Source organism: Brevundimonas sp. AVps4 (assembly GCF_058681525.1).
On record NZ_CM178741.1, the window covers coordinates 506815 to 525653 of the forward strand.

Sequence of the window (18839 nt, forward strand, 5' to 3'; positions counted from 1 at the left end):
GCCCGGTCCCCGTGTAAGGAGTCTCTCATGAAGAGCTTCGATCTGGATCGCCGCATCGCCGGCTGGAGAGGCCCCCTGCTGGCGGCCCTGTTGACGCTGGTCGCCGGCCTGCCGGGCCTGCTGCTCCTGCCGCCGCTGGATCGGGACGAAAGCCGCTTCGCCCAGGCCACCGTCCAGATGCTGGAGAGCGGCGACTATGTGGACATCCGCTTCCAGGACGAGCCGCGCTGGAAGAAGCCGGTCGGCATCTATTGGCTGCAGGCCGCCGCCGTCGCCCTGACCTCGGACCCCGAGGATCGCGAGATCGCCCCCTATCGGATCCCCTCTCTCCTGGGGGCCATGCTGGCCGCCTGGGCTGTCGCCTGGGCGGGTTCGGCCCTGCTGGGCGCGCGCGTCGGCTTCTTCGGCGGCGCGATCATGGGGGCGACCTTCCTTCTGTCCACCGAGGCCGGGATCGCCAAGACGGACGCCATGCTGTGCGGCGCCACCACCCTGGCCATGGCCGCCCTGGCGCGAATCTATATGGCGACCCGAGCCGGGGAACGACCGATCCGGCCCCACAAGCTTCTGTTCTGGCTGGGCTTGGGGCTGTCGATCCTGATCAAGGGGCCGATCGGCCTTCTGGTCGTGGCCCTGGCGATCCTGGCCCTGTCGATCTGGGACCGGGACGTCCGCTGGCTGGGCCGGCTGGGCTGGGGCTGGGGCCTGCCGCTGGTGGCCCTGATGGTCGGCCCCTGGGCGATCGCCATCACCATAGCCACCGACGGGGGCTTCTGGCGCGAAGCCATCGGCGGCGACCTGGCGCCCAAGATCGCCGGGGCCCATGAAAGCCATTCCGGCTTCCCGGGAATGTATGTGCTTCTCGCGCCCCTGCTGTTCTTCCCCTCGACCCTGCTGCTGCCTGCCGCGGTCGCGACCGGCTGGTCCCGTCGGGCCGAACCGGCCATCCGCTTCCTGGTCTGCTGGCTGGTTCCCGGCTGGCTGATGTTCGAACTGGCCCCGACCAAGCTGTGGCACTACACCCTGCCGACCTTCGGCGCCCTGGCCCTTTTGGCCGCCGCCGCCCTGGCCCGGCCGATCGGCAAGGTCTCGCGGATCACCGGCGCGGTCCTGGCGGTGTTCGCCGCCGTCCTGATCTGCGCGATCACCGTCTATGGCTTGACCGTCTACGGCACCTCGACGGCCCAGACCTGGGCGGCTCTGACGGTCGGATCGACCCTGGCGGCGGCGGCTGTCGGCGGCTTCCTGCTGTTGAACCGGGCGCCGGCGGCGGCGCTCGTCGCCTCCCTGGCCTTTGGGATCGTGGCCCACGCCGCCCTGTCGGGCACGATCCGGCAGCTGCGTCCCCTGGCCATCGCACCTCGGCTGGAAAAGACCCTGGAGGCGGCCGACCTGCATCCCCGCCAGGGCCGCACGCCCGGACCGGTCGCCATCACCGGCTTCCATGAGCCCAGCTTCGTCTTCCTGACCGGTCGGGACACGGATCTGACGGACGCCCAAGGCGCCGCCCGCGCCCTGGCCGAAGGGCGGCCGGCCATCGTCGAAGGGCGAGACGCCGACGCCTTCCGCGCCGCCGCCGGGCGGCTGGGTGTGGCGGGCCGGGCGGTCGGCGTGGTGCGGGGCTACAACTATTCCGCCGGAGACGAGGTGAGCCTGACCGTCTATGCGCCTCCGCCCCGCACGGCGGAGCCTGCGACGCAAGCCGCCCCCGCGACGGCGGCGACGCGATGAGCCGCCTCATCCAGATCGTCGAGGTCGGGCCCCGTGACGGGCTTCAAAACGAAAAGGCCGTGCTGGACCCCGCCGTCCGCGCCGAGCTGGTGCGGCGGCTGGAGGCGGCCGGAGCCCGGCGGATCGAGGCCGTCTCCTTCGTCCATCCTAAATATGTGCCGCAGATGGCCGGGGCGGAAACGGTGATGGCGGCCCTGCCTCACGAAGCCGGACGCAGCCGCATCGGTCTGGTGCTGAACGGCCGAGGCTATGATCGCGCCCTGACCACGGCCGTGGACGAGGTCAATGTCTCGCTTTCCGCCACCGACGGCTTCGGCCTGAAGAACCAGGGCCTGGCCGTCAAGGACCAGCTGTCGATGCTGGGCGAGATCGTCGCCCGCCGTCACAACAGCCAGACGTCCGACGCCGTCCCGTCTCTGTCGGCGACCCTGTCATGCGTCTGGGGCTGTCCGTTCGACGGCGAGGTCTCCGTTCAGCAGGTGGGCGACCTGGTCGGGGCGATCGGCGCCCTGGGCGTCGGTGAGATCGCCCTCGCCGACACCATCGGAGCCGGCGATCCCTGGGCGGTCACGCGCAAGGTCGAGGCCGCCCGCCGGGCGGCGCCGGATGCGCGCCTTCGCCTGCACTTCCACGACACGCGCAATACGGGGCTGGCGAACGCCTATGCCGGGGTGGAGGCGGGGGTGGACGTGTTGGACGCCTCGGTCGGCGGCATCGGCGGCTGTCCCTTCGCGCCCGGCGCCACCGGAAACATCGCCACCGAAGATCTGGTCTATATGCTGGAGCGCGCGGGTTTTCAGACCGGCTATGATCTGGACGCCCTGATCGAAACGGCGCGCTGGATCGGTGCGGTGCTCGGCCGCCCCGCCCCGTCCGCCCTTAGCCGGGCAGGCGGCTTTCCCCGCAGGTGACGAACGGACGCAATAGGGTTAATCAGACTTAAGAAGCGCAGCCGTTGCGCCGGGGAGAGGAGCCGCCATGCTGATCGCCATACCCCTGCTGCTGATCCCGGTGGTCCTCTACAATATCGTCGTGCTGTTCGGCGCAGACGGAAACGGCGGCATGAGCCAGGCCGACGCCCTGCTGCGTGATCCGCTGTTCTCCATTCCCATGGCGTCAGGGGCCCAGTGGAATGTGGGCTCGGGCGACCTGATCCTGTTCGTCGGCCTGATCCTGCTGTTCTTCGAACTGGTGAAATCGACGTCGAGCCAGAGGGTGGCCATCGTCAATCACGCCCTGTCGATGGTCCTGTTCATCATCGTCCTGGTCGAATTCCTGCTGATCCGCGGCTTCGCCACCTCGACCTTCTTTCTGATCGTGGTGATGATCCTGCTGGACGTGCTGGCCGGCTTCATCGTGACCATCATCGCGTCGCGCAAGGATTTCGACCTAGCCAACTGACGGCCGGTGCGCGGGGCGGCGAAAAGACGATTTAGGAAAAGGCGGTGAAGATCAGCGCCACGACGGCGACGTCGAAGACCTTGGCGGCGAGGCTGAGGGCGGCGGGCATGGCGTGTCCTGGCGGAGGCGTTTCGATACGCCTTCAGCAAGTTCCGTGCCGCCCGACGCCTAACGCCCGATCAGACGTCGGTCTTGGACGCGCGCCCGACCGGCGGCCGTCGCTCGGCCTCGCCCGAATACTCAGCCCCCAAATAGGCGGCGCGCGCGGCGTTCAGAACCGGAGGACCGCCCTTCAGGCCGCGCCTTTGCCCCTTCTGGCCCATCTGCTGGGCCACAAAGGCCGCCGCGCCGGGTTCGCCGGCCGTATGGACGGCAGGTCTTGCCGAGGACCCCGTTGCAGCCTCGGCCTCAGCCTCGGTCAGCGGCGCCGGGACCAGGGCCTTGGCCGCCGCCTGCTGAGCGCGCCGTTCGCGCTCGCGCCTTTCACCTTCGCGGCGATCCACGCGCTCAGGTCCGCTGACCGCCTGGATCCGATCGGTCATTTCGGCTTGGACTCGGCGAGACGGTCGATCTGGGCGCGCATTTCGTCCATCTGGCGGCGCATCTCCTCCAGGGCGTCGCTGTCTGCGGCCGCCTTGGTTTCCGCCGCCGGCGGGGCGGCCGGCTCGCTTCGGCCATAGCCGAAGCCGGGGAACATCTGCATCGCCCGTTCGAACACGGCCATATTGGTCTTGGCCGCCTCCTCGATCAGGGTCGCGCCGGCGCCGGCGCCGAAGGCCCGGCTCATCTGACTGGCGAACTGCTCCTGCTGACGGCTGAAATTGGTCAGGGACATTTCCAGATAGGAGGGCAGAACGCCCTGCATCGAGCCGCCGTAGAAGCCGATCAGCTGACGCAGGAACTGGACCGGCAGCAGGGCCTCGCCCCGGCTTTCCTCTTCGAAGATGATCTGCGTCAGGATCTGGCGCGTCAGGTCGTCGTTGGTCTTGGCGTCATAGACCACGAACTCGGTCCCTTCGCGCACCATGGCCGCAAGGTCGTCCAAGGTCACATAAGTGCTGCTGCGCGTATTGTAGAGACGCCGGTTCGCATACTTCTTGATGACGACCTGATCGCCTTCGCCGGTCTTTCCGCCCTTGGTGTTTTCGTCAGCCACGCTTGTTCTCGCGATTTTGCAACGCACCACTATCGTCCGTTGCGGCGCGAAGCGCTAGAGGCTGATCTCAAGGGCGACGGAAGGCCTCAGTGGCTCATGGCCGGAGCCAGGACGACGCCGACCAGGACGGCCGTCCAATGCACCGTCGCCCCGGTGACGACGAAACCGTGCCAGATGGCGCGGCGGAACCGCACCTGGGGGCTGATGAAGACCAGAACCCCCGCCGTATAGATCAACCCGCCCAGAACCAGCAGGGCCAGGGCGACGGGGTGGACCGTCTCCACCATCGGCTTCAGAGCCGCGACGGCCAGCCAGCCGAAAACGACATAGACCGCGCTCCAGAACCGGTCCGAAATGCGCGGCGCGAACAGCTTCACCCCCGCGCCGACGAAGGCCAGGGTCCAGATCAGGGCGGTGAAGCCGATCGACCAGAGGCCTTCGAACCTCTGGGTGGTGAAGGGGGTGTAGCTGCCGGCGATCATCAGAAAGATGGCCGCCTCGTCCAGGCGACGAAGCACCGGACGGGCCGCGCAGGGGTTGGTCCAGTTGTACAGGGTCGAGGCGGTCAGCATGCCGATCAGGCACAGGGCGTAGATGGCCGTGGCCAGAACGCCTCCGACCCCCGTATAGACCCCTGCCAAGCCCGCCAGAACGACGCCGCCGACGGCCGCCAGCATCAGACCCACCGCATGGACCCAGAGGTCCGCCAGCCTTTCGGCCCGGGTCTGATAGTGCTCGATCATGTCCAGCTCGTCCGGCGTGCAGACATGGGTGACAAGGCGTTTCAGCGTTCCCAGCATGGCCAATCAAATCCAAGATCGTCCCTATCGTTCCGACACAATGCGCCGTCAGGATGACGAAGGACTGAATCCGAGGCGGTGTTTCCTCCGACAGGTGACGAAGCCGCCCATATGCGGCAAAAGAGCCACTCGATAATTCCGCAGAGAGTGAAATCCCATGACCGAGGTCGTCATCGTCTCCGCCGCCCGCACCCCCGTCGGGTCGTTCCTCGGCGCCCTGTCGTCCTTGCCCGCCTCCAAGCTGGGCGAGATCGCCATCAAGGCGGCGCTGGAGCGGGCCGGGGTCGCGGGTGATGAGGTGGACGAGGTGATCCTGGGCCATGTGCTTCAGGCTGCGGCCGGCCAGGGCCCGGCGCGTCAGGCGGCGGTCGGCGCCGGCGTGCGCCAGTCCGCCCCGGCCTGGAGCCTGAACCAGATCTGCGGTTCGGGCCTGCGGGCCGTCGCCGTCGCCGCCCAGCAGATCGCCCTGGGCGACGCCGGGATCGTGGTCGCCGGCGGACAGGAGAGCATGAGCCAGGCGCCCCACGCCCAGCAGCTGCGCACGGGCCACAAGATGGGCGACGTCGCCCTGATCGACACCATGATCAAGGACGGGCTGTGGGACGCCTTCAACGGCTATCACATGGGCCAGACCGCCGAGAACATCGCCGACAAATGGGGCATCACCCGCGAGGCCCAGGACGAGTTCGCCCTGGCCAGCCAGCACAAGGCCGAGGCGGCGCAGAAGGCCGGCAGATTCGCCGAGGAGATCGCCCCGGTGGTCATCCCCGGCAAGAAGGGCGACGTGGTCGTGGACCAGGACGAATACATCCGCCACGGCGCCACCCTGGAGCTGATGCAGAAGCTGCGGCCCGCCTTCGCCAAGGACGGCAGCGTCACGGCCGCCAACGCCTCGGGCTTGAACGACGGCGCCGCCGCCCTGGTGCTGATGAGCGCCGAAGAGGCTAAGGCGCGGGGGCTTGAGCCCCTGGCCCGCATCGCCGCCTCCGCCACCGCCGGGGTCGATCCGTCGATCATGGGCACGGGGCCGATCCCCGCCTCGAAGAAGGCGCTGGAAAAGGCGGGTTGGACGGTCGCGGATTTGGACCTGATCGAATCCAACGAGGCCTTCGCCGCCCAGAGCCTGTGCGTGGTCAAGGAGCTGGGCCTCGACCCGGCCAAGGTCAACGTCAACGGCGGCGCCATCGCCATCGGCCACCCCATCGGCGCCTCGGGCGCGCGCATCCTGACCACGCTTCTGTTCGAGATGAAGCGGTCCGGCGCGAAGAAGGGCCTCGCCACCCTGTGCATCGGCGGGGGAATGGGCGTGGCGATGTGCGTGGAGCGGGGGTGACCTGAAACTTCCTTCTCCCTTTGGGAGAAGGTGGCCGCGAAGCGGACGGATGAGGGACAGGCGGTGCGCCAAGTCGCACCCACCGAACCCTCACCCTTCGGCTGCTTCGCGCCGCCCTTCGGATCGCACAAAGACGACGGCTCCGCCGCCGTGTGCTCAAGCCCTCTCCCGCCGGGAGAGGGAGTCCAACTTCAGTCCGCCGGATATTCGAAGGGATCGGTCGGCGTCGGCTCGGTCGGCAGGGGCATGCGCGGCAGGGGCTCGTCGCGGTTGGCCGCGTTCAGCAGGAAGCTGGCCAGGATAATCGCCGCCTGACGCATGTCCTCCGGCTTCAGGTGGTCATAGCTGTCGATACTGGTGTGGTGCAGGCGGCTGGAATAGTCGAGCGGATCCTGAATGAACTGATACCCCGGCACGCCGACCGTCTGCATATAGACGTGGTCGGTGCCGCCCGAAGGGCGCAGGGACACGGTGGTCGCCCCCATGCTGGCGAAGGGCGCAAGCCATTCCTGGAAGATCGGGACTGCGGCCACATTGCCCTCGGCGTTGATGCCCCGAATCTTGCCCGAGCCGTTGTCCAGGTTGAAATAGGCGACCAGATCCCGATAGCCTTCGCGCGGCTCGATCGGCCAGCGGCTGCGCCAGGTTCGGTTGTTCGGCAGGTTCGCCAACGCTGGATCGTTCGAGGGCGCGCGAGTGGCCAGATGCCTGTCGACATAGGCCAAAGAGCCCAGGATGCCCTGTTCCTCGCCGCTCCATAGGGCGAAACGGATGGTGCGTTTGGGCCTCACGTTCAGGGTCTTAAGGATGCGTGCGGCCTCCATGACCACTGCGCTGCCGGCGGCGTTGTCCACCGCTCCGTCCGAAGCGACCCAGCTGTCCAGATGGGCGCCCGCCATGACGTATTCGCTGGTTCCCCCGCTGCCGGGGATGTCGGCCAGGATGTTGTAGGCGTTGACGTCCTCGTCATGGAACTGGACCTCGCTCATCAGTTCCAGCGTGGGCGGCGTATCGGTCAGGGCCAGTCGGGCCAGACGACGATAGTCCTCAGCCGCCAGCTCCATGCCCGCCAGCTTGGGCGTCGCGCCGACCTGATAAGTATAGCCCGTGCCGTGCAGCAGGCCGCCGTCCCGCTGGGAAATCCTCACCCAGGCCAGGGCGCCCTGTTCGACCAGGAAGGCGTCGAGCCGCGCCGCGAAATCGGCCGTCTTCAGCTGACGCTCGATCGCAGCGGGCGAATACTGGGGTTGGACATAGGTGTTGCGCTCGGCCAGCTCGGCGCTGGTCCAGCGTTTGAAGGCCGGCTCGGTCGGTTCGGACCCCGTGCCGGGCTGGGACAGCATGACGATCTTGCCCGACAGCTTGCCCCGCCATTTGTCGAAATCCTCGACCTTGGAGATCGGCGCCACGATGACGCCGCCGCTGATCACCCCGTTGGTCGAAGGCGTCCAGGCCACCGGAATGGCCCTCAGGTCCAGCGGTCGCGGCGCCGTCATGCGGGCGCTGGAGCGGACGATGGACCAGCCCCGCCCGAACTCGAACCCCTCGGCCCGGACGTTCGACAGGCCCCAGTCGCGGAACTGCTGCTGGGTCCAGCGTTCCGCCTCCCGCATCTGCGGCGAATTGGTCATTCGCCCGCCGATCCGGTCCGTCAGATAGGCGGCCGTCTGCATCACCTGGCTGTGGTTCAGCCCCTGGTCGATGATGCCGTTGACGGTGGTCCGGTTGACGGACTGGGCCGCGACCGGCGTGGCCAGAAGAGCGGCGGCGGAAACGAAGGCGAGCAGACGCGACATAGGACCCCCTGATTGGCTTAGTTTGCTATCTGACGGAATCCTCGACTGAAGTGCAAATCCAAAAGGCCCGGCGCGACGCTCAACCCCAGGGACCGCGCGGTTCGGCCGGCGTGGCGGGCACGCCTGTCGTCAGGCGCCGATGCGTCGCGGGGACCGCCGAGATCGGAACCGCCGGGGCGGACGCGGGCGCCGCCTGGCGCGGCCGCATCCCCATCTTCGCGCCCAGTTCCACCAGAGCCCGAACGCGATTTCCGGTCGCCGGGTGGGTCGAGAACAGATTGTCCGCCCCGCGCCCGGCCAGGGGGTTGATGATGAACAGCTGTCCGGAGGCGGGATTGCGCTCGGCCGTCGGATTGTGGATCCGCTTGGCGTAGGCCTCGATCTTCTGCAGGGCGGAGGCCAGGGCGTGAGGGTCATTGGCGATCTCCGCCCCGACGCGATCGGCCTCATATTCGCGGCTGCGCGAGATCGCCATCTGCACCAGGCCGGCCGCCATGGGCGCCAGGATCATCAGGGCCAGGGTTCCGATAAGGCCGCCGGGCCGCTCGCGGTCGTCGCCGCCCTGGAAGAACAGGGCGAAATTGGCCAGGGCGGCGATGGCCCCGGCGATGGTGGCCGTCACCGTCATGATCAGGGTGTCGCGGTTCTTCACATGGGCCAACTCGTGCGCCATCACGCCGCGCACCTCGTCGCGGGTCAGCATGTCCAGAAGACCGGTGGTGGCGCAGACGGCGGCGCGTTCAGGGTTCCGGCCGGTGGCGAAGGCGTTGGGCTGGTCGCTGGGGATGATGGCGACCTGGGGCTGGGGCAGGCCGGCGTCGCGCGCCATCTGGCGCACGTCGGCGACATAGTTGCGGACCACCGCATTGGGATGCTGCTCATCGACCGGCTGGGCCCGGTACATCTTCATGACGATCTTGTCGGCGTTCCAATAGCTGAACAGATTCATGCCGCCGGCGAAGACCAGGGCGATCGCCATGCCGGTCGCGCCGCCGATCAGATAGCCGAGCCCCGCGAAAAGGGCGGTGAGGGCGGCCAGAAGAATGAAGGTCTTCAGATGGTTCATCGTCGTTCCGGGACCGTCGGCGGCTTTTTGTGGCGTCGCGGCTTTGATCGACTATTTGAGGCCATGAGCCGCCGTCCTCAAGGGAGCCGACCTGTGACCGAACATCCCACCCCCGACCCGGCCGAAGCGACGGCGGACGAGAAGGACGCCCCGACTTTCAACGCCGAAATCCCCCACGCCACGCCCGAAAGACCGCTGAGCGACGTCGCCCGACGCGCCCTGCTCGAGGCGGCTGAACGTCGCACGACCCGGGAGGCCGCGGCGGCCGCAACCGAATACGGCGGTCCGACGGGGCCTGAACCGACCCGCTACGGCGATTGGGAGAAAAAGGGCCTGGCCGTCGATTTCTGACGGGCGACGACGGCGCGACAATTGCCGAGACAAGACTTAGGTCAAGGAGTCTGTCCCGCAATGACACAGCCCATCATCGCCGCCGCGTCTGCGGTCCTCCTGCTTTCCGCCGCACCCGCTCTGGCGGGCGGTCCTTCCGGCGCTCACGGCGGCTGTGGAGGCTGCGGCGGCGGGCATCGGGGCGGACACCCCGGCGGGGGTCATTACGGCGGCGGCCACAACAGCAACGTCAATGTGAACGTGAATGCGAATGCGGGGGCCAACGCCTCGGCCTACGCCGGGGCTTCGGCCTATTCGGCGATCAACGCCCGCGCCTATTCCCAGTCGTACAGCTTCAGCCGTCACGGCGGAGGCGGAGGCGGGGGCGGGGTCGTTTATGTCGGCGGCGGCTATGCCGAGGGCGGCGCCGTCGGCGGGAACTATGCGTCCGCCCCGGCGGTGGTCTTCGTGGGGCCTGCGCCCGTCAGCGCCCCTGTCGGCTATCCGGTCTATGGCTTCGGTCGCGACTATATCGGCTGGCGCCCCTATCGGCCTCACCCGCCGATCGACTGCGGCTGCCGCCCGCCGTATCCCGGTCACGACCGCGAGATGCGCTACGAGGATCGGCGCGACCTGAGCCGCCGAGACGCCTATGAGGCGCACGTCTACGAAGAGCGCGCCTATGAAGAGCGGGCCTATGAGGCGGGCGGCTATTATAGGGAGGAAGGGTCCGTTCCGGCGCCGACGCCCTATGTCGAATACCCGCCGATCTACGGGGAGCCTGAACCCCTGCCGCCGCCTCCCCCTCCGCCGCCGACGGACTATTACGGCGACCTGCCGCCGCCCGGCAATGTTCCGCCGCAAGCCCCGCCCCGCCAGTACTACGCCCAGGAACCGGGCGAGCGCGGCTGATCAGATCAGGGCGATGCTTTCGACGACGGCCAGGGCGGCGGCGCGGGGATCGGCCGCCGCCGTGATCGGCCGGCCGATCACCAGATGGGTGGCGCCGGCCTGAAGCGCAGCCTCGGGCGTGGCGGCGCGGGCCTGATCGTCCAGGGCCGACCCCGCAGGCCGAACGCCGGGCGTCACGATCAGAAAGTCGGGCCGGCCGGCGGCCTGTGCGATCTCGCGCACCCGGGCCGCCTCCTGCGGGCTGGAGACCACCCCGTCGATCCCCGCCTCAAGCGCCTGCCGCACACGCAGCTCCACCAGTTCGGCCGGCGACAGACTGTGGTCGTCCGCCGCCAGATCCTCGGCCGTCAGGCTGGTCAGAACGGTCACGCCCAAAACCTTGAGCCCTGATCCGGCCACGCCCCGCGCCGCCGCCGCCATGACCTGGGGCCGGGCGTGGACGGTCAGGAGGTCGCAACCCGAGGCCGCCAGATTCGCCGCCGCCTTTTCGACCGTCGCGCCGATGTCGTGCAGCTTCCAGTCCAGAAACACCTTGCGGCCCTCGGCCTTCAGGTCGCGCGCCAGCTCCATGCCGCCGACGGCGAACAGCTGCAGTCCGATCTTGTAGAAGCCCGCCGCATCCTGAACCCGCCCGACCAGGGCGGCGGCCTCTGCGACCGTCGGCACGTCCAGGGCGCAGATGATCCGTTCGTCGGGACCGCGATTGGGGGCGACGGCTTGGACCTGGGTCATCGACGGACTCGCGCTGAGCGGCTATGCCGGGACGCTGAAGGTGCGTCGGCGCGGCCGGCGTGTTGAATTTCAAGAGCGAGGCGAGGCGATGAACGCGGTCGATCTGGGTGTCAACCTGTTCGTGACCCTGTTCGCCCTGTTGGACCCGATCGGCAATCTGCCGATCTTCGCCGCCGCGACCGCCGGGGCCACCCTGCGTCAGCGGATCTCGGTCTCGGCCCTGATCTGCCTGTTCGCCATGCTGTTCCTCAGCTTCTTCCTGTTCACGGGCCTGGGCCTGCTGCAGTTCTTCGGCATTTCCCTGGCGGCCTTCCGCATCGCCGGGGGCATTTTGCTGCTGTTCCTGGGGCTGGACATGGCGCGCGGGGACTTTCTGGCGATGTTCGCCGACAAGGACGCCTTGAGCGACAGCAAGGATGTGCGCGGCTACGCCCGCCGGCGGTTCCAGCGTCTGGTCGTGCCCTTCGCCATCCCGCTGATGATCGGTCCGGGCGCCATCTCGGCCGTGATCATCAATGCGGGCGAGGCCGCTCAACTGGGTTACGCCGGCATGGCGGGCTCGGTCGTCGCCATCGCCGCCGCCTGCGTCGTCTCCTGCATCTGTTTCGCCCTCACCGGCTATCTGAGCCGGGTGCTGGGCGAAGTCGGCATGGCCATCATCGTCAAGGTGCTGGGCCTGATCCTGTGCGCCCTGGCCATCCAGTTCATCCTGCTGGGCCTGGGCGAAGCCATCCCTGGCATGATCTCCGGCGCCGTGACCACCCCCTATCCCGCCGCCTCCTGAAGCTTCAGTCGGCGGCGTCCTCGATGGCGTGGATGTCGTCGTCGGACAGGCCGAAATGGTGGCCGATCTCGTGGATCAGGACATGGGCGATCAGCTCGGCCAGGCCCACGTCGCCGCGCTCGCACCATTCGTCCAGTATGGGGCGGCGATACAGGAAGATCCGCGAGGGCTCGGGCGCCGGCCCCAGGCTGTCGCGCCGCCCGATGTCCACACCGTAATAGAGGCCGGTCAGTTCGAAGGGGTCTTCGATCTCCATCTCGGCCAGGGTCTGTTCGTCGGCGAAGTCGTCGATGCGGAACACCACCTCCCCCGCCGCCGCCCTGAACTCGGCCGGCAGGGCGTCGAAGGCCTGACGGGCCAGACGCGCGAAATCGTCCAGGGAGGGGGCGAAAAGGTCGGGAGCGGGCTCTGTCATCCGTCCGCTATCGCCCCGGTCGGCGGGGCGCGCAACGGGGCGCGATGACGCGATCGGAGGGTCTGACTTTTTCGTGCTGCATTGAGGTATGGTAAAGGCGAATCAGGGCGCGGGACTCAAGGACAAGAATGGCCGAGGCCGACATCGCCTATGTCGCCACTGCAGGCGCAGCCGGACTGGCCTTGGGCGTCAGCGCCTGGGCCTTGCGGCTGCGCGCGCGTCTGAGCGCCGCCGTCGCCGCCGCCGAGCGGGACCGTGACGCCGCCCAGGCCGATCTAAGCCGCCACGACAGCATGTTGCGCGCCTTCGACGACGTGAGCCTGGCCTTGACGGCCGAAGGCGAGGCGAGCGGCGCGCCCATCGGCCCCGCCGAACTGATCGCCCGACTGACCGCCTCGGACGCCGCCGTGGGGTCGGGCATGGATCAGGGCGAGGCGGGCCAGGCCATACTGACGCGGCTGAGGTTGAGCCATGCGGTTTCGATCGAGGCCCTGGTCGAGGCCGGAAAGGCGTTCGAGAGCCTGATCGACCTCGGCGACATCGAGCCTTGGCGCGTCGAAGGCCGGGTCGCCGGCGGGGTCGCCTGGCTGCGCCTGTCGCCGGCGTCCCGCGTGGTCCTGACCGGAGCCGATGCGACCGAGAGCGGCCTGTCTCTGCTGGGCGACGCCTCGCCGATTCCGACCTGGATCGTGGACGGCGCCGGACGACTGGCCTGGGCCAACCGCGCCTGGTTGAGCGAGCTCGGCGCCCAGTCGGTGGATGAGGTGCTGGACAAGGGCCTGTCGTTCGACCGCGGGGCCGACGCCCTGATCGCCGAGGCGGGCCGGCTGGGGCTGCGTCAGGAAGGGTTCCGCTGGACGACCGGCGGCGGCCATCGCCGGGCCTGGCGGATCATCGCCGAACCGGCGGCCGGCGGCGCCGTGACCGCCTTCGCCATCGAGGTGACGGAGGCCGAAGAGACCCGCGACACCCTGCGCCGCCACGTCGACGCCCACGACGAGACGCTGAACCACCTCGCCGATGCGGTCGCCATCTTCGGCCCCTCCAAACGCCTGGCCTTTCACAACACCGCCTTCCAGACCCTGTTCGACCTGGACCCCGCCTGGCTGGACGAACGGCCGACCCATGCCGAGCTGCTGGACCGGCTGCGCCAGCGCCGCCGCCTGCCGGAGGTCGTGGACTACGCCGGATGGAAGGCCCGCGAACTGGAATTCTACGGCGCGTCCCAGGCCGCGCCGGACGACAGCTGGTCCCTGCCCGACGGGCGGACGCTCCGGGTCGTGCGCCAGCCCCATCCGCTGGGCGGCATATTGCTGATCTTCTCGGACATCACCGACGAACTGAATCTGCGCAGCCGGTTCAACGCCCAGATCCAGGTGCAGAGGGCGACGCTCGACAAGCTGAACGACGCCGTCGCCGTCTTCGGCTCGGACGGACGGCTGCGGCTGCACAATGAAGCCTTCGAAAGCTTCTGGCGTCTGCCCGGCGATCGGATCGCCGCCTCGATCGACTTCGACGCCCTGGCCGAACTGTGCAAGGCCGTCCTGCCCGATCCGGCCCTGTGGCTGGGATTGAAGGCCCGCGTCGCCGATCCGGACCCCGAAAGCCGCATCGCCATCTCGGGCGAGGGGCGCACGATCGACGGCCGCATCGCCGCCTGGCAGACCCGCCCCCTGCCGGACGGCGCCACCCTGGTCGCCTTTTCCGACGTGACGGCCCGTCGGGGCCTGGAACAGGCCCTGGTTCAGCGCGAACAGGCCCTGGCGGAAAGCCAGGCCTTGAAGCGCGAGTTCGTGGGCAATGTCTCCTATGAACTCCGCACGCCTTTGACGACGATCGTCGGCTATTCCGAACTGCTGGAGACGATGGGCGATCTGCCCGAGCGCAGCCGCCAGCATGCGGGCGCCATCCGCGTCGCCGCCGTCCAGCTGGCCCGCTCGATCGACGACGTTCTGGACATGGCCCAGATCGACGCCGGCGAGATGGAGCTGTCGCTGGGCGACGTCCGGGTCTGCGACCTGCTGAACGAGGCGGCCGAAAAGGTCCGGCCCAAGGTCGAGGGGCGCGGCGCCGTCCTGACCGTCGCCTGCGCCGCCGATCTCAGCCCCATTCGGGCCGACGAGCACCGGATCGGCCAGGCCCTGGATCATCTGCTGGAAAACGCCGCCCGCGCCGTTTCCGAAGGCGGGGCCGTCACCCTGACGGCCGAGGCCGGCGCGTCGGAGGTACGGCTGACCGTCTCCGATACGGGGCGCGGCATCCCCTATCATCTGCAGGCCCATGTGTTCGATCGCTTCGTCCGGCGCGAGCGGGGCGGACCGGGCGTCGGCCTGGCCCTGGTCAAGGCCCTGGTCGAACTGCACGGCGGCTGGGCCGAGGTGGAAAGCGAACCCGGAAAGGGCGCCGCCTTCATCCTTCATCTGCCGCTGGGCGCGGCCACCACCGCCGCCCCGCCCGAACTGCAGCTGGATCGGCCGCAAGCCGTAGAGGCGGCCGACTGAGCCGGAGCCGTCTCTCAGCCCTTCGACCCCAACCAGTCGAGCAGGCCGCGCGCGGCCGCGACGCCTGAGGCGAAACTGGCCTGAAGCAGATAGCCGCCGGTCGGCGCCTCCCAGTCCAGCATCTCGCCCGCGACGAAGACGCCCGGCCTGGCGATCAACATCGAGCGGGCGTCCACCGCCTCCAGCGCCACCCCGCCCGCCGTGGAGATGGCCCGCTCCAGCCCTTGGAACCCCGTCAACCGCACGGGCGCGGCCTTGATGCGCTGCGCCAGGCTGAAAGGATCGGCCGGCAGGGGGCCGGTCTCGCGCAGGAGGGCGACGGCTAGAGGGTCCAGTTTCGCCGTCTTGCGCAGGTGGGTGGCCAGACTGGCCTTGGCCCGCGGCCGCGCCAGGCGCTCCGCCAGCTGTTCGACCGTCAGGCCGGGCTTCAGATCAAGGTGGATTTCGACCTGACCGTCGGCCTCGATCGCCTCACGCAGGGCCGCGGACAGGGCGTAGATCGCCCCGCCTTCCAGTCCATAGCGCGTGACCATGACCTCGCCCGGCACCGTTCGATCCCTCAGGCGGACCGAGACGGGCTTCAGGGGCCGCCCGGCGAACCGCGCGCGAAAGGCGGCGGACCAATCCACGTCAAAGCCGACGTTGGCGGGGCGGAAGGGGGCGACGGCCACCCCTTGGGCCTCCAGCCACGGCTTCCAGTCGCCGTCCGACCCCAGACGCGGCCAGCTGGCGCCGCCCAGGGCCAGGACGACGGCGTCAGGCCGCACTCGCCGCTCGCCGTCAGGCGTTTCGAACACCAGATCCGGCCCCGACCAGCCGATCCAGCGCGACCGCGTGCGGATTTCGACGCCCAGCCCTTCCAGCCGCGCCAGCCAGGCACGGAGCAGGGGCGAGGCCTTCATGGCGCGCGGGAAGACGCGCCCGCTGGAACCGACGAAGGTCGGCTGGCCCAGGCCCTCGACCCAGGCGATCAGATCATCCGGCCCGAAGTCGGCGATCCAGGCCCTCGCTGTTTCAGCCGCCGGACCGTACCGGCTCAGAAAGCGCTCCATCGGCTCCGAATGGGTCAGGTTCAGACCGCCGCGCCCGGCCATCAGCAGTTTTCGCGCCGGAGACGGCGTCTGTTCATGCACCACCACCTTCAATCCGGCCTGGGCCAGGTGCTCGGCGGCCGTCAGGCCGGCCGGTCCGGCGCCGATCACATGGATGGCGGGCTCGGCTTGGCGGTCGGAGTGGGTCATCGCCCCGCTTTGCCCGCTCACCGCGACGCTGGCTATAGGGGGCGGGATGGTTATGTTCGGCCGATGAGCGTCGCCTTCACCCGAGAAGAAGATCTGGAAGCCACCGCCGCCGACCTGGCGGACCGGCCGATCTCGCCCCACCCCAACCTGGTCACGGCCGAAGGCCTGGCCCAAATCGAGGCCGAACTGGCCTCCGCGCGCGCCGCCTACGCCGCCGCCCAGATCAAGGGGTCGATCGAAAGCGATCGGACCGCCATGGCCCGCGCCACCCGTGATCTGCGCTACTGGTCGGCCCGCAGGGCATCGGCCCAGCTGGTGGAGCCGGGCGAGGCCGACGGGCGCGTTCGTTTCGGCGGTTCGGTCCGCATCGAGCGCGACGACGGGCGATCCCAGACCTGGCGCATCGTCGGCGAGGACGAGGCCGATCCCGCGAAGGGTTCGGTCAGCCATGTGTCGCCGCTGGCCCGCGCCGTTCTGGGCCGGCGCATCGGCGACGAGGTGGTGGTGGCGGGCCGGACGGTGGAGATCACGGCCGTCGGCTGACCGCCTTCAGCTCGGCTTTTCGGCGGCGTCTCCCAGCATCTCGCGGATCATGTCCAGGATCAGCTTCTGATTTCGCAGGGGCAGATGCGGCGCCAGACGGGCGATTTCGACACTGTGTTTGGTCATCCGGGGCTCGTGGTCGAAGGCGGGCGCCTCCTCCTCGCCCACGCTGGCCTGGGCCACGCGAAAGCCCGAAAAGAAGTAGGGAATCTCCACCTTCATGAAGTCGGCCATTTCGAACAGTTTCGAGGCCGAGACGCGGTTCGTGCCCTTCTCGTACTTCTGAACCTGCTGGAAACTGACGCCCAAGGCGCGCGCCAGGGCGCTTTGGGTCAAACCCAGGCCCAGACGCTTCTCCTGAACGCGGCGGCCGACGTGGATATCGACGGGATGGGGCTCCTCGAGTTTTTCGCGCGCCATCCCGATTCCCCTCGTCCCGCTGTCAGCCCCTAAGGCGAAGCCTAGTGGGAGAGGTCAACGGCCACAAGCCGGGACGGCGGCCGGCGAAAAGGGAAATCGCCAGGGCGGCCAGAAGACCCGCGAAAAAGAACGCGTCGCCCCATCGGCCGTAGGGGGTCACCGCCGTCGGGCGCGGCAAGGGCGCATCGACCACCCCGGCGACGCCGGGATCAAGCCTTTGATTCTGAACGATCCGGCCCCAGGGGTCGATCATGGCCGAAATTCCGGTGGGCGTGGCGCGGGCGATCGGCAGGCCGGTCTCGATCGCGCGATAGCTGGCCAGGTTCAGATGCTGGCGCGGCCCCGAGGTCGCGCCGAACCAGGCGTCGTTCGAGGCGTTGACGATCCAGTCGGGACGCCCGGCCGCCCCCGGCGTGAAGCCGGGATAAAGGCTTTCATAACAGATCAGCGGCTGGACCGGCGGAACGCCCGGAACGCGGATGGGCGCAGGAATGGGCCCGGCGGAGAAATCGCTCGGCATGTGAACCAGGCTGCGAAGCCCGACGGCCGTCATGATCGAACCCAGCGGCAGATATTCGCCGAACGGCACCAGCCGATGCTTGTCATAGACGGCGGCGATCCGCAGGCCCGGCCCGGCTTCGTCCACCAGGGCGAACAGGCTGTTGTAATAGCGGGCGCCCTCTGGGGCCGTTGGATCAGGTTCGCCCCGCGCCAGCCCCATCATCAAGGTTTGCCCCGGCCGCACGGCGACGGCGATGGCGGCCGCATCCGCCGAGGCGAAGACGTCATTGGCCGAGGCCGGCAGGGCGCCCTCAGGCCAGACCACCACGTCGGGCGTTCGGGCGGCCGGCTGTCCCGTCAGGGCGACGTAGCGATCGACGATGGAGCGATAGGCCTCGGGCGACCACTTGGTTTCCTGTTTAACGTCGGCCTGGACCAGGCGAACCACGGTGTCGGTGACCCGCAACTCGGCCTGGGCCAGCCGCACGGCGCCGAAGAGGCCGACGGCGGCCAGAACCAGAAGGCCGGACCCCGCCGAGATCAGGCGGCCGCGCGCTGCGCCGGGTCCGACCAGGGGCGCCAGGGCGGCGGTCGAGGCCACCGTGATCAAGCTCAGTCCATAGACTCCGACCACCGAGGCGAACTGCGACATGCCGCCGCCCGCCCGCCAGGTCGCCCCAGCCGGGTTCCAGGGAAAGCCGGTCAGCACATGGCCGCGCAGCCATTCGGCGGCGCAGAACAGGGCGGCGAACAACAGGACCCGAACGACGCCTATGGGTGCGAACCGGCGATAGAGGGCGCAGGCGACGCCCCAGAACAGGCCTAGGCCGGCCGGCAGCAGGCTGGCGGCGAAGGGCGCCATCCAGGCCTGTTCCGGATTGACGAAGAAGGCCTCGGCCACCCACCAGCAGCCGATGAAGAAATAGGCGAAGCCCGCCAGCCAGCCCATCCAGAAGGCGCCGCGCGGGGTGTCCGACCGTTCCGACAGGATCATCAGCAGCGGATAGCCCAGAAGGCCGACCAGCACCCCGAACGGCGGATGGGCCAGGGCCGTCCCCGCCCCGGCCGACAAGGCCAGACCGATGCGGATCAGACGCCAGGTCCAGGCGCGACGTTTCTCGGGAAGGGCGCGAACGCGGGCGGCGAAACGGTCGAGCGCGGCGTCGGGAAACATAGG

At 69.0% G+C, this 18839-nt stretch carries 19 protein-coding genes; 9 read left to right on the forward strand and 10 right to left on the reverse strand.

The genetic code is table 11. From position 1 onward, the window contains the following. Positions 1-27 precede the first annotated feature (27 nt). From ACW178_RS02475 to ACW178_RS02485, 3 genes are all read left to right on the forward strand, one after another. Positions 28-1731 carry an ArnT family glycosyltransferase gene (locus tag ACW178_RS02475; protein WP_492024825.1) on the forward strand — a complete coding sequence of 568 codons (1704 nt, stop codon included), beginning with the start codon at positions 28-30 and terminating at the stop codon, positions 1729-1731. Next, complete coding sequence (locus ACW178_RS02480; RefSeq protein ID WP_287104032.1) at positions 1728-2642, forward strand: hydroxymethylglutaryl-CoA lyase; 915 nt, start codon at positions 1728-1730, stop codon at positions 2640-2642. Before ACW178_RS02475 ends, ACW178_RS02480 begins: the two co-directional genes overlap by 4 nt. A gap of 67 nt (positions 2643-2709) precedes the next feature. Further along, the gene (locus ACW178_RS02485; protein WP_054764375.1) at positions 2710-3132 is read left to right on the forward strand and encodes a hypothetical protein; all 423 of its coding nucleotides are present in this window, start codon (positions 2710-2712) and stop codon (positions 3130-3132) included. A 179-nt stretch (positions 3133-3311) separates the two neighbouring features. Here ACW178_RS02485 and ACW178_RS02490 read toward each other — a convergent pair whose 3' ends face one another. The 3 genes from ACW178_RS02490 to trhA form a co-directional block, all read right to left on the reverse strand. After that, on the reverse strand, positions 3312-3674 hold the full coding sequence (locus tag ACW178_RS02490) for a hypothetical protein (RefSeq protein ID WP_054764376.1): 363 nt from the start codon (positions 3672-3674) through the stop codon (positions 3312-3314). Then, entirely contained in the window at positions 3671-4288 is a 618-nt protein-coding gene (gene phaR / locus ACW178_RS02495) for a polyhydroxyalkanoate synthesis repressor PhaR (RefSeq protein ID WP_287104030.1), read from the reverse strand. The genes ACW178_RS02490 and phaR overlap by 4 nt, the downstream gene beginning before the upstream one ends. Before the next feature lie 86 nt (positions 4289-4374). Then, positions 4375-5088, reverse strand: coding sequence for a PAQR family membrane homeostasis protein TrhA (gene trhA, locus ACW178_RS02500; RefSeq protein ID WP_287104028.1), 714 nt, complete (start codon positions 5086-5088; stop codon positions 4375-4377). A 157-nt stretch (positions 5089-5245) separates the two neighbouring features. On the opposite strand from trhA, the gene ACW178_RS02505 reads away from it, so the two are divergent. Continuing rightward, positions 5246-6421 (forward strand): acetyl-CoA C-acetyltransferase, encoded by a 1176-nt coding sequence (locus ACW178_RS02505; RefSeq protein WP_054764379.1) that lies wholly within the window; start codon positions 5246-5248, stop codon positions 6419-6421. Positions 6422-6612: 191 nt separating this feature from the next. On the opposite strand, the gene ACW178_RS02510 is transcribed toward ACW178_RS02505, so the two are convergent. Together ACW178_RS02510 and htpX are read right to left on the reverse strand one after the other, a co-directional pair. Beyond that, on the reverse strand, positions 6613-8217 hold the full coding sequence (locus ACW178_RS02510) for a M20/M25/M40 family metallo-hydrolase (protein WP_054764380.1): 1605 nt from the start codon (positions 8215-8217) through the stop codon (positions 6613-6615). Positions 8218-8296: 79 nt separating this feature from the next. After that, the gene (htpX, locus tag ACW178_RS02515; RefSeq protein ID WP_182713781.1) at positions 8297-9283 is read right to left on the reverse strand and encodes a zinc metalloprotease HtpX; all 987 of its coding nucleotides are present in this window, start codon (positions 9281-9283) and stop codon (positions 8297-8299) included. Positions 9284-9376: 93 nt separating this feature from the next. Here htpX and ACW178_RS02520 point away from each other — a divergent pair, with 93 nt between their 5' ends. Then, entirely contained in the window at positions 9377-9634 is a 258-nt protein-coding gene (locus tag ACW178_RS02520; RefSeq protein ID WP_353782133.1) for a DUF1674 domain-containing protein, read from the forward strand. 60 nt (positions 9635-9694) lie between these two features. After that, positions 9695-10525 carry a hypothetical protein gene (locus tag ACW178_RS02525; protein WP_492024826.1) on the forward strand — a complete coding sequence of 277 codons (831 nt, stop codon included), beginning with the start codon at positions 9695-9697 and terminating at the stop codon, positions 10523-10525. Here ACW178_RS02525 and pyrF read toward each other — a convergent pair whose 3' ends face one another. Next, positions 10526-11257, reverse strand: a complete 732-nt coding sequence (gene pyrF / locus ACW178_RS02530) for an orotidine-5'-phosphate decarboxylase (RefSeq protein WP_492024827.1) — start codon at positions 11255-11257, stop codon at positions 10526-10528. It lies immediately after the preceding gene. An 88-nt stretch (positions 11258-11345) separates the two neighbouring features. Between pyrF and ACW178_RS02535 the strand changes: the two genes are divergently transcribed. Beyond that, positions 11346-12041 (forward strand): MarC family protein, encoded by a 696-nt coding sequence (locus ACW178_RS02535; protein WP_054766783.1) that lies wholly within the window; start codon positions 11346-11348, stop codon positions 12039-12041. A 4-nt stretch (positions 12042-12045) separates the two neighbouring features. Here ACW178_RS02535 and ACW178_RS02540 read toward each other — a convergent pair whose 3' ends face one another. Further along, positions 12046-12456 carry a metallopeptidase family protein gene (locus tag ACW178_RS02540; protein ID WP_152949231.1) on the reverse strand — a complete coding sequence of 137 codons (411 nt, stop codon included), beginning with the start codon at positions 12454-12456 and terminating at the stop codon, positions 12046-12048. Positions 12457-12584: 128 nt separating this feature from the next. Here ACW178_RS02540 and ACW178_RS02545 point away from each other — a divergent pair, with 128 nt between their 5' ends. Further along, the gene (locus ACW178_RS02545; protein WP_492024828.1) at positions 12585-14957 is read left to right on the forward strand and encodes a sensor histidine kinase; all 2373 of its coding nucleotides are present in this window, start codon (positions 12585-12587) and stop codon (positions 14955-14957) included. 14 nt (positions 14958-14971) lie between these two features. Here ACW178_RS02545 and ACW178_RS02550 read toward each other — a convergent pair whose 3' ends face one another. Continuing rightward, positions 14972-16198 carry a BaiN/RdsA family NAD(P)/FAD-dependent oxidoreductase gene (locus ACW178_RS02550; protein WP_287103614.1) on the reverse strand — a complete coding sequence of 409 codons (1227 nt, stop codon included), beginning with the start codon at positions 16196-16198 and terminating at the stop codon, positions 14972-14974. Positions 16199-16261: 63 nt separating this feature from the next. On the opposite strand from ACW178_RS02550, the gene greA reads away from it, so the two are divergent. Continuing rightward, on the forward strand, positions 16262-16741 hold the full coding sequence (gene greA, locus ACW178_RS02555; RefSeq protein WP_287103612.1) for a transcription elongation factor GreA: 480 nt from the start codon (positions 16262-16264) through the stop codon (positions 16739-16741). Between the two features lie 6 nt (positions 16742-16747). On the opposite strand, the gene ACW178_RS02560 is transcribed toward greA, so the two are convergent. Both ACW178_RS02560 and lnt read right to left on the reverse strand, forming a co-directional pair. Then, positions 16748-17161, reverse strand: coding sequence for a helix-turn-helix domain-containing protein (locus tag ACW178_RS02560; RefSeq protein WP_287103611.1), 414 nt, complete (start codon positions 17159-17161; stop codon positions 16748-16750). Between the two features lie 22 nt (positions 17162-17183). After that, on the reverse strand, positions 17184-18836 hold the full coding sequence (lnt, locus tag ACW178_RS02565) for an apolipoprotein N-acyltransferase (RefSeq protein WP_287103610.1): 1653 nt from the start codon (positions 18834-18836) through the stop codon (positions 17184-17186). Between the last annotated feature and the right edge of the window lie 3 nt (positions 18837-18839).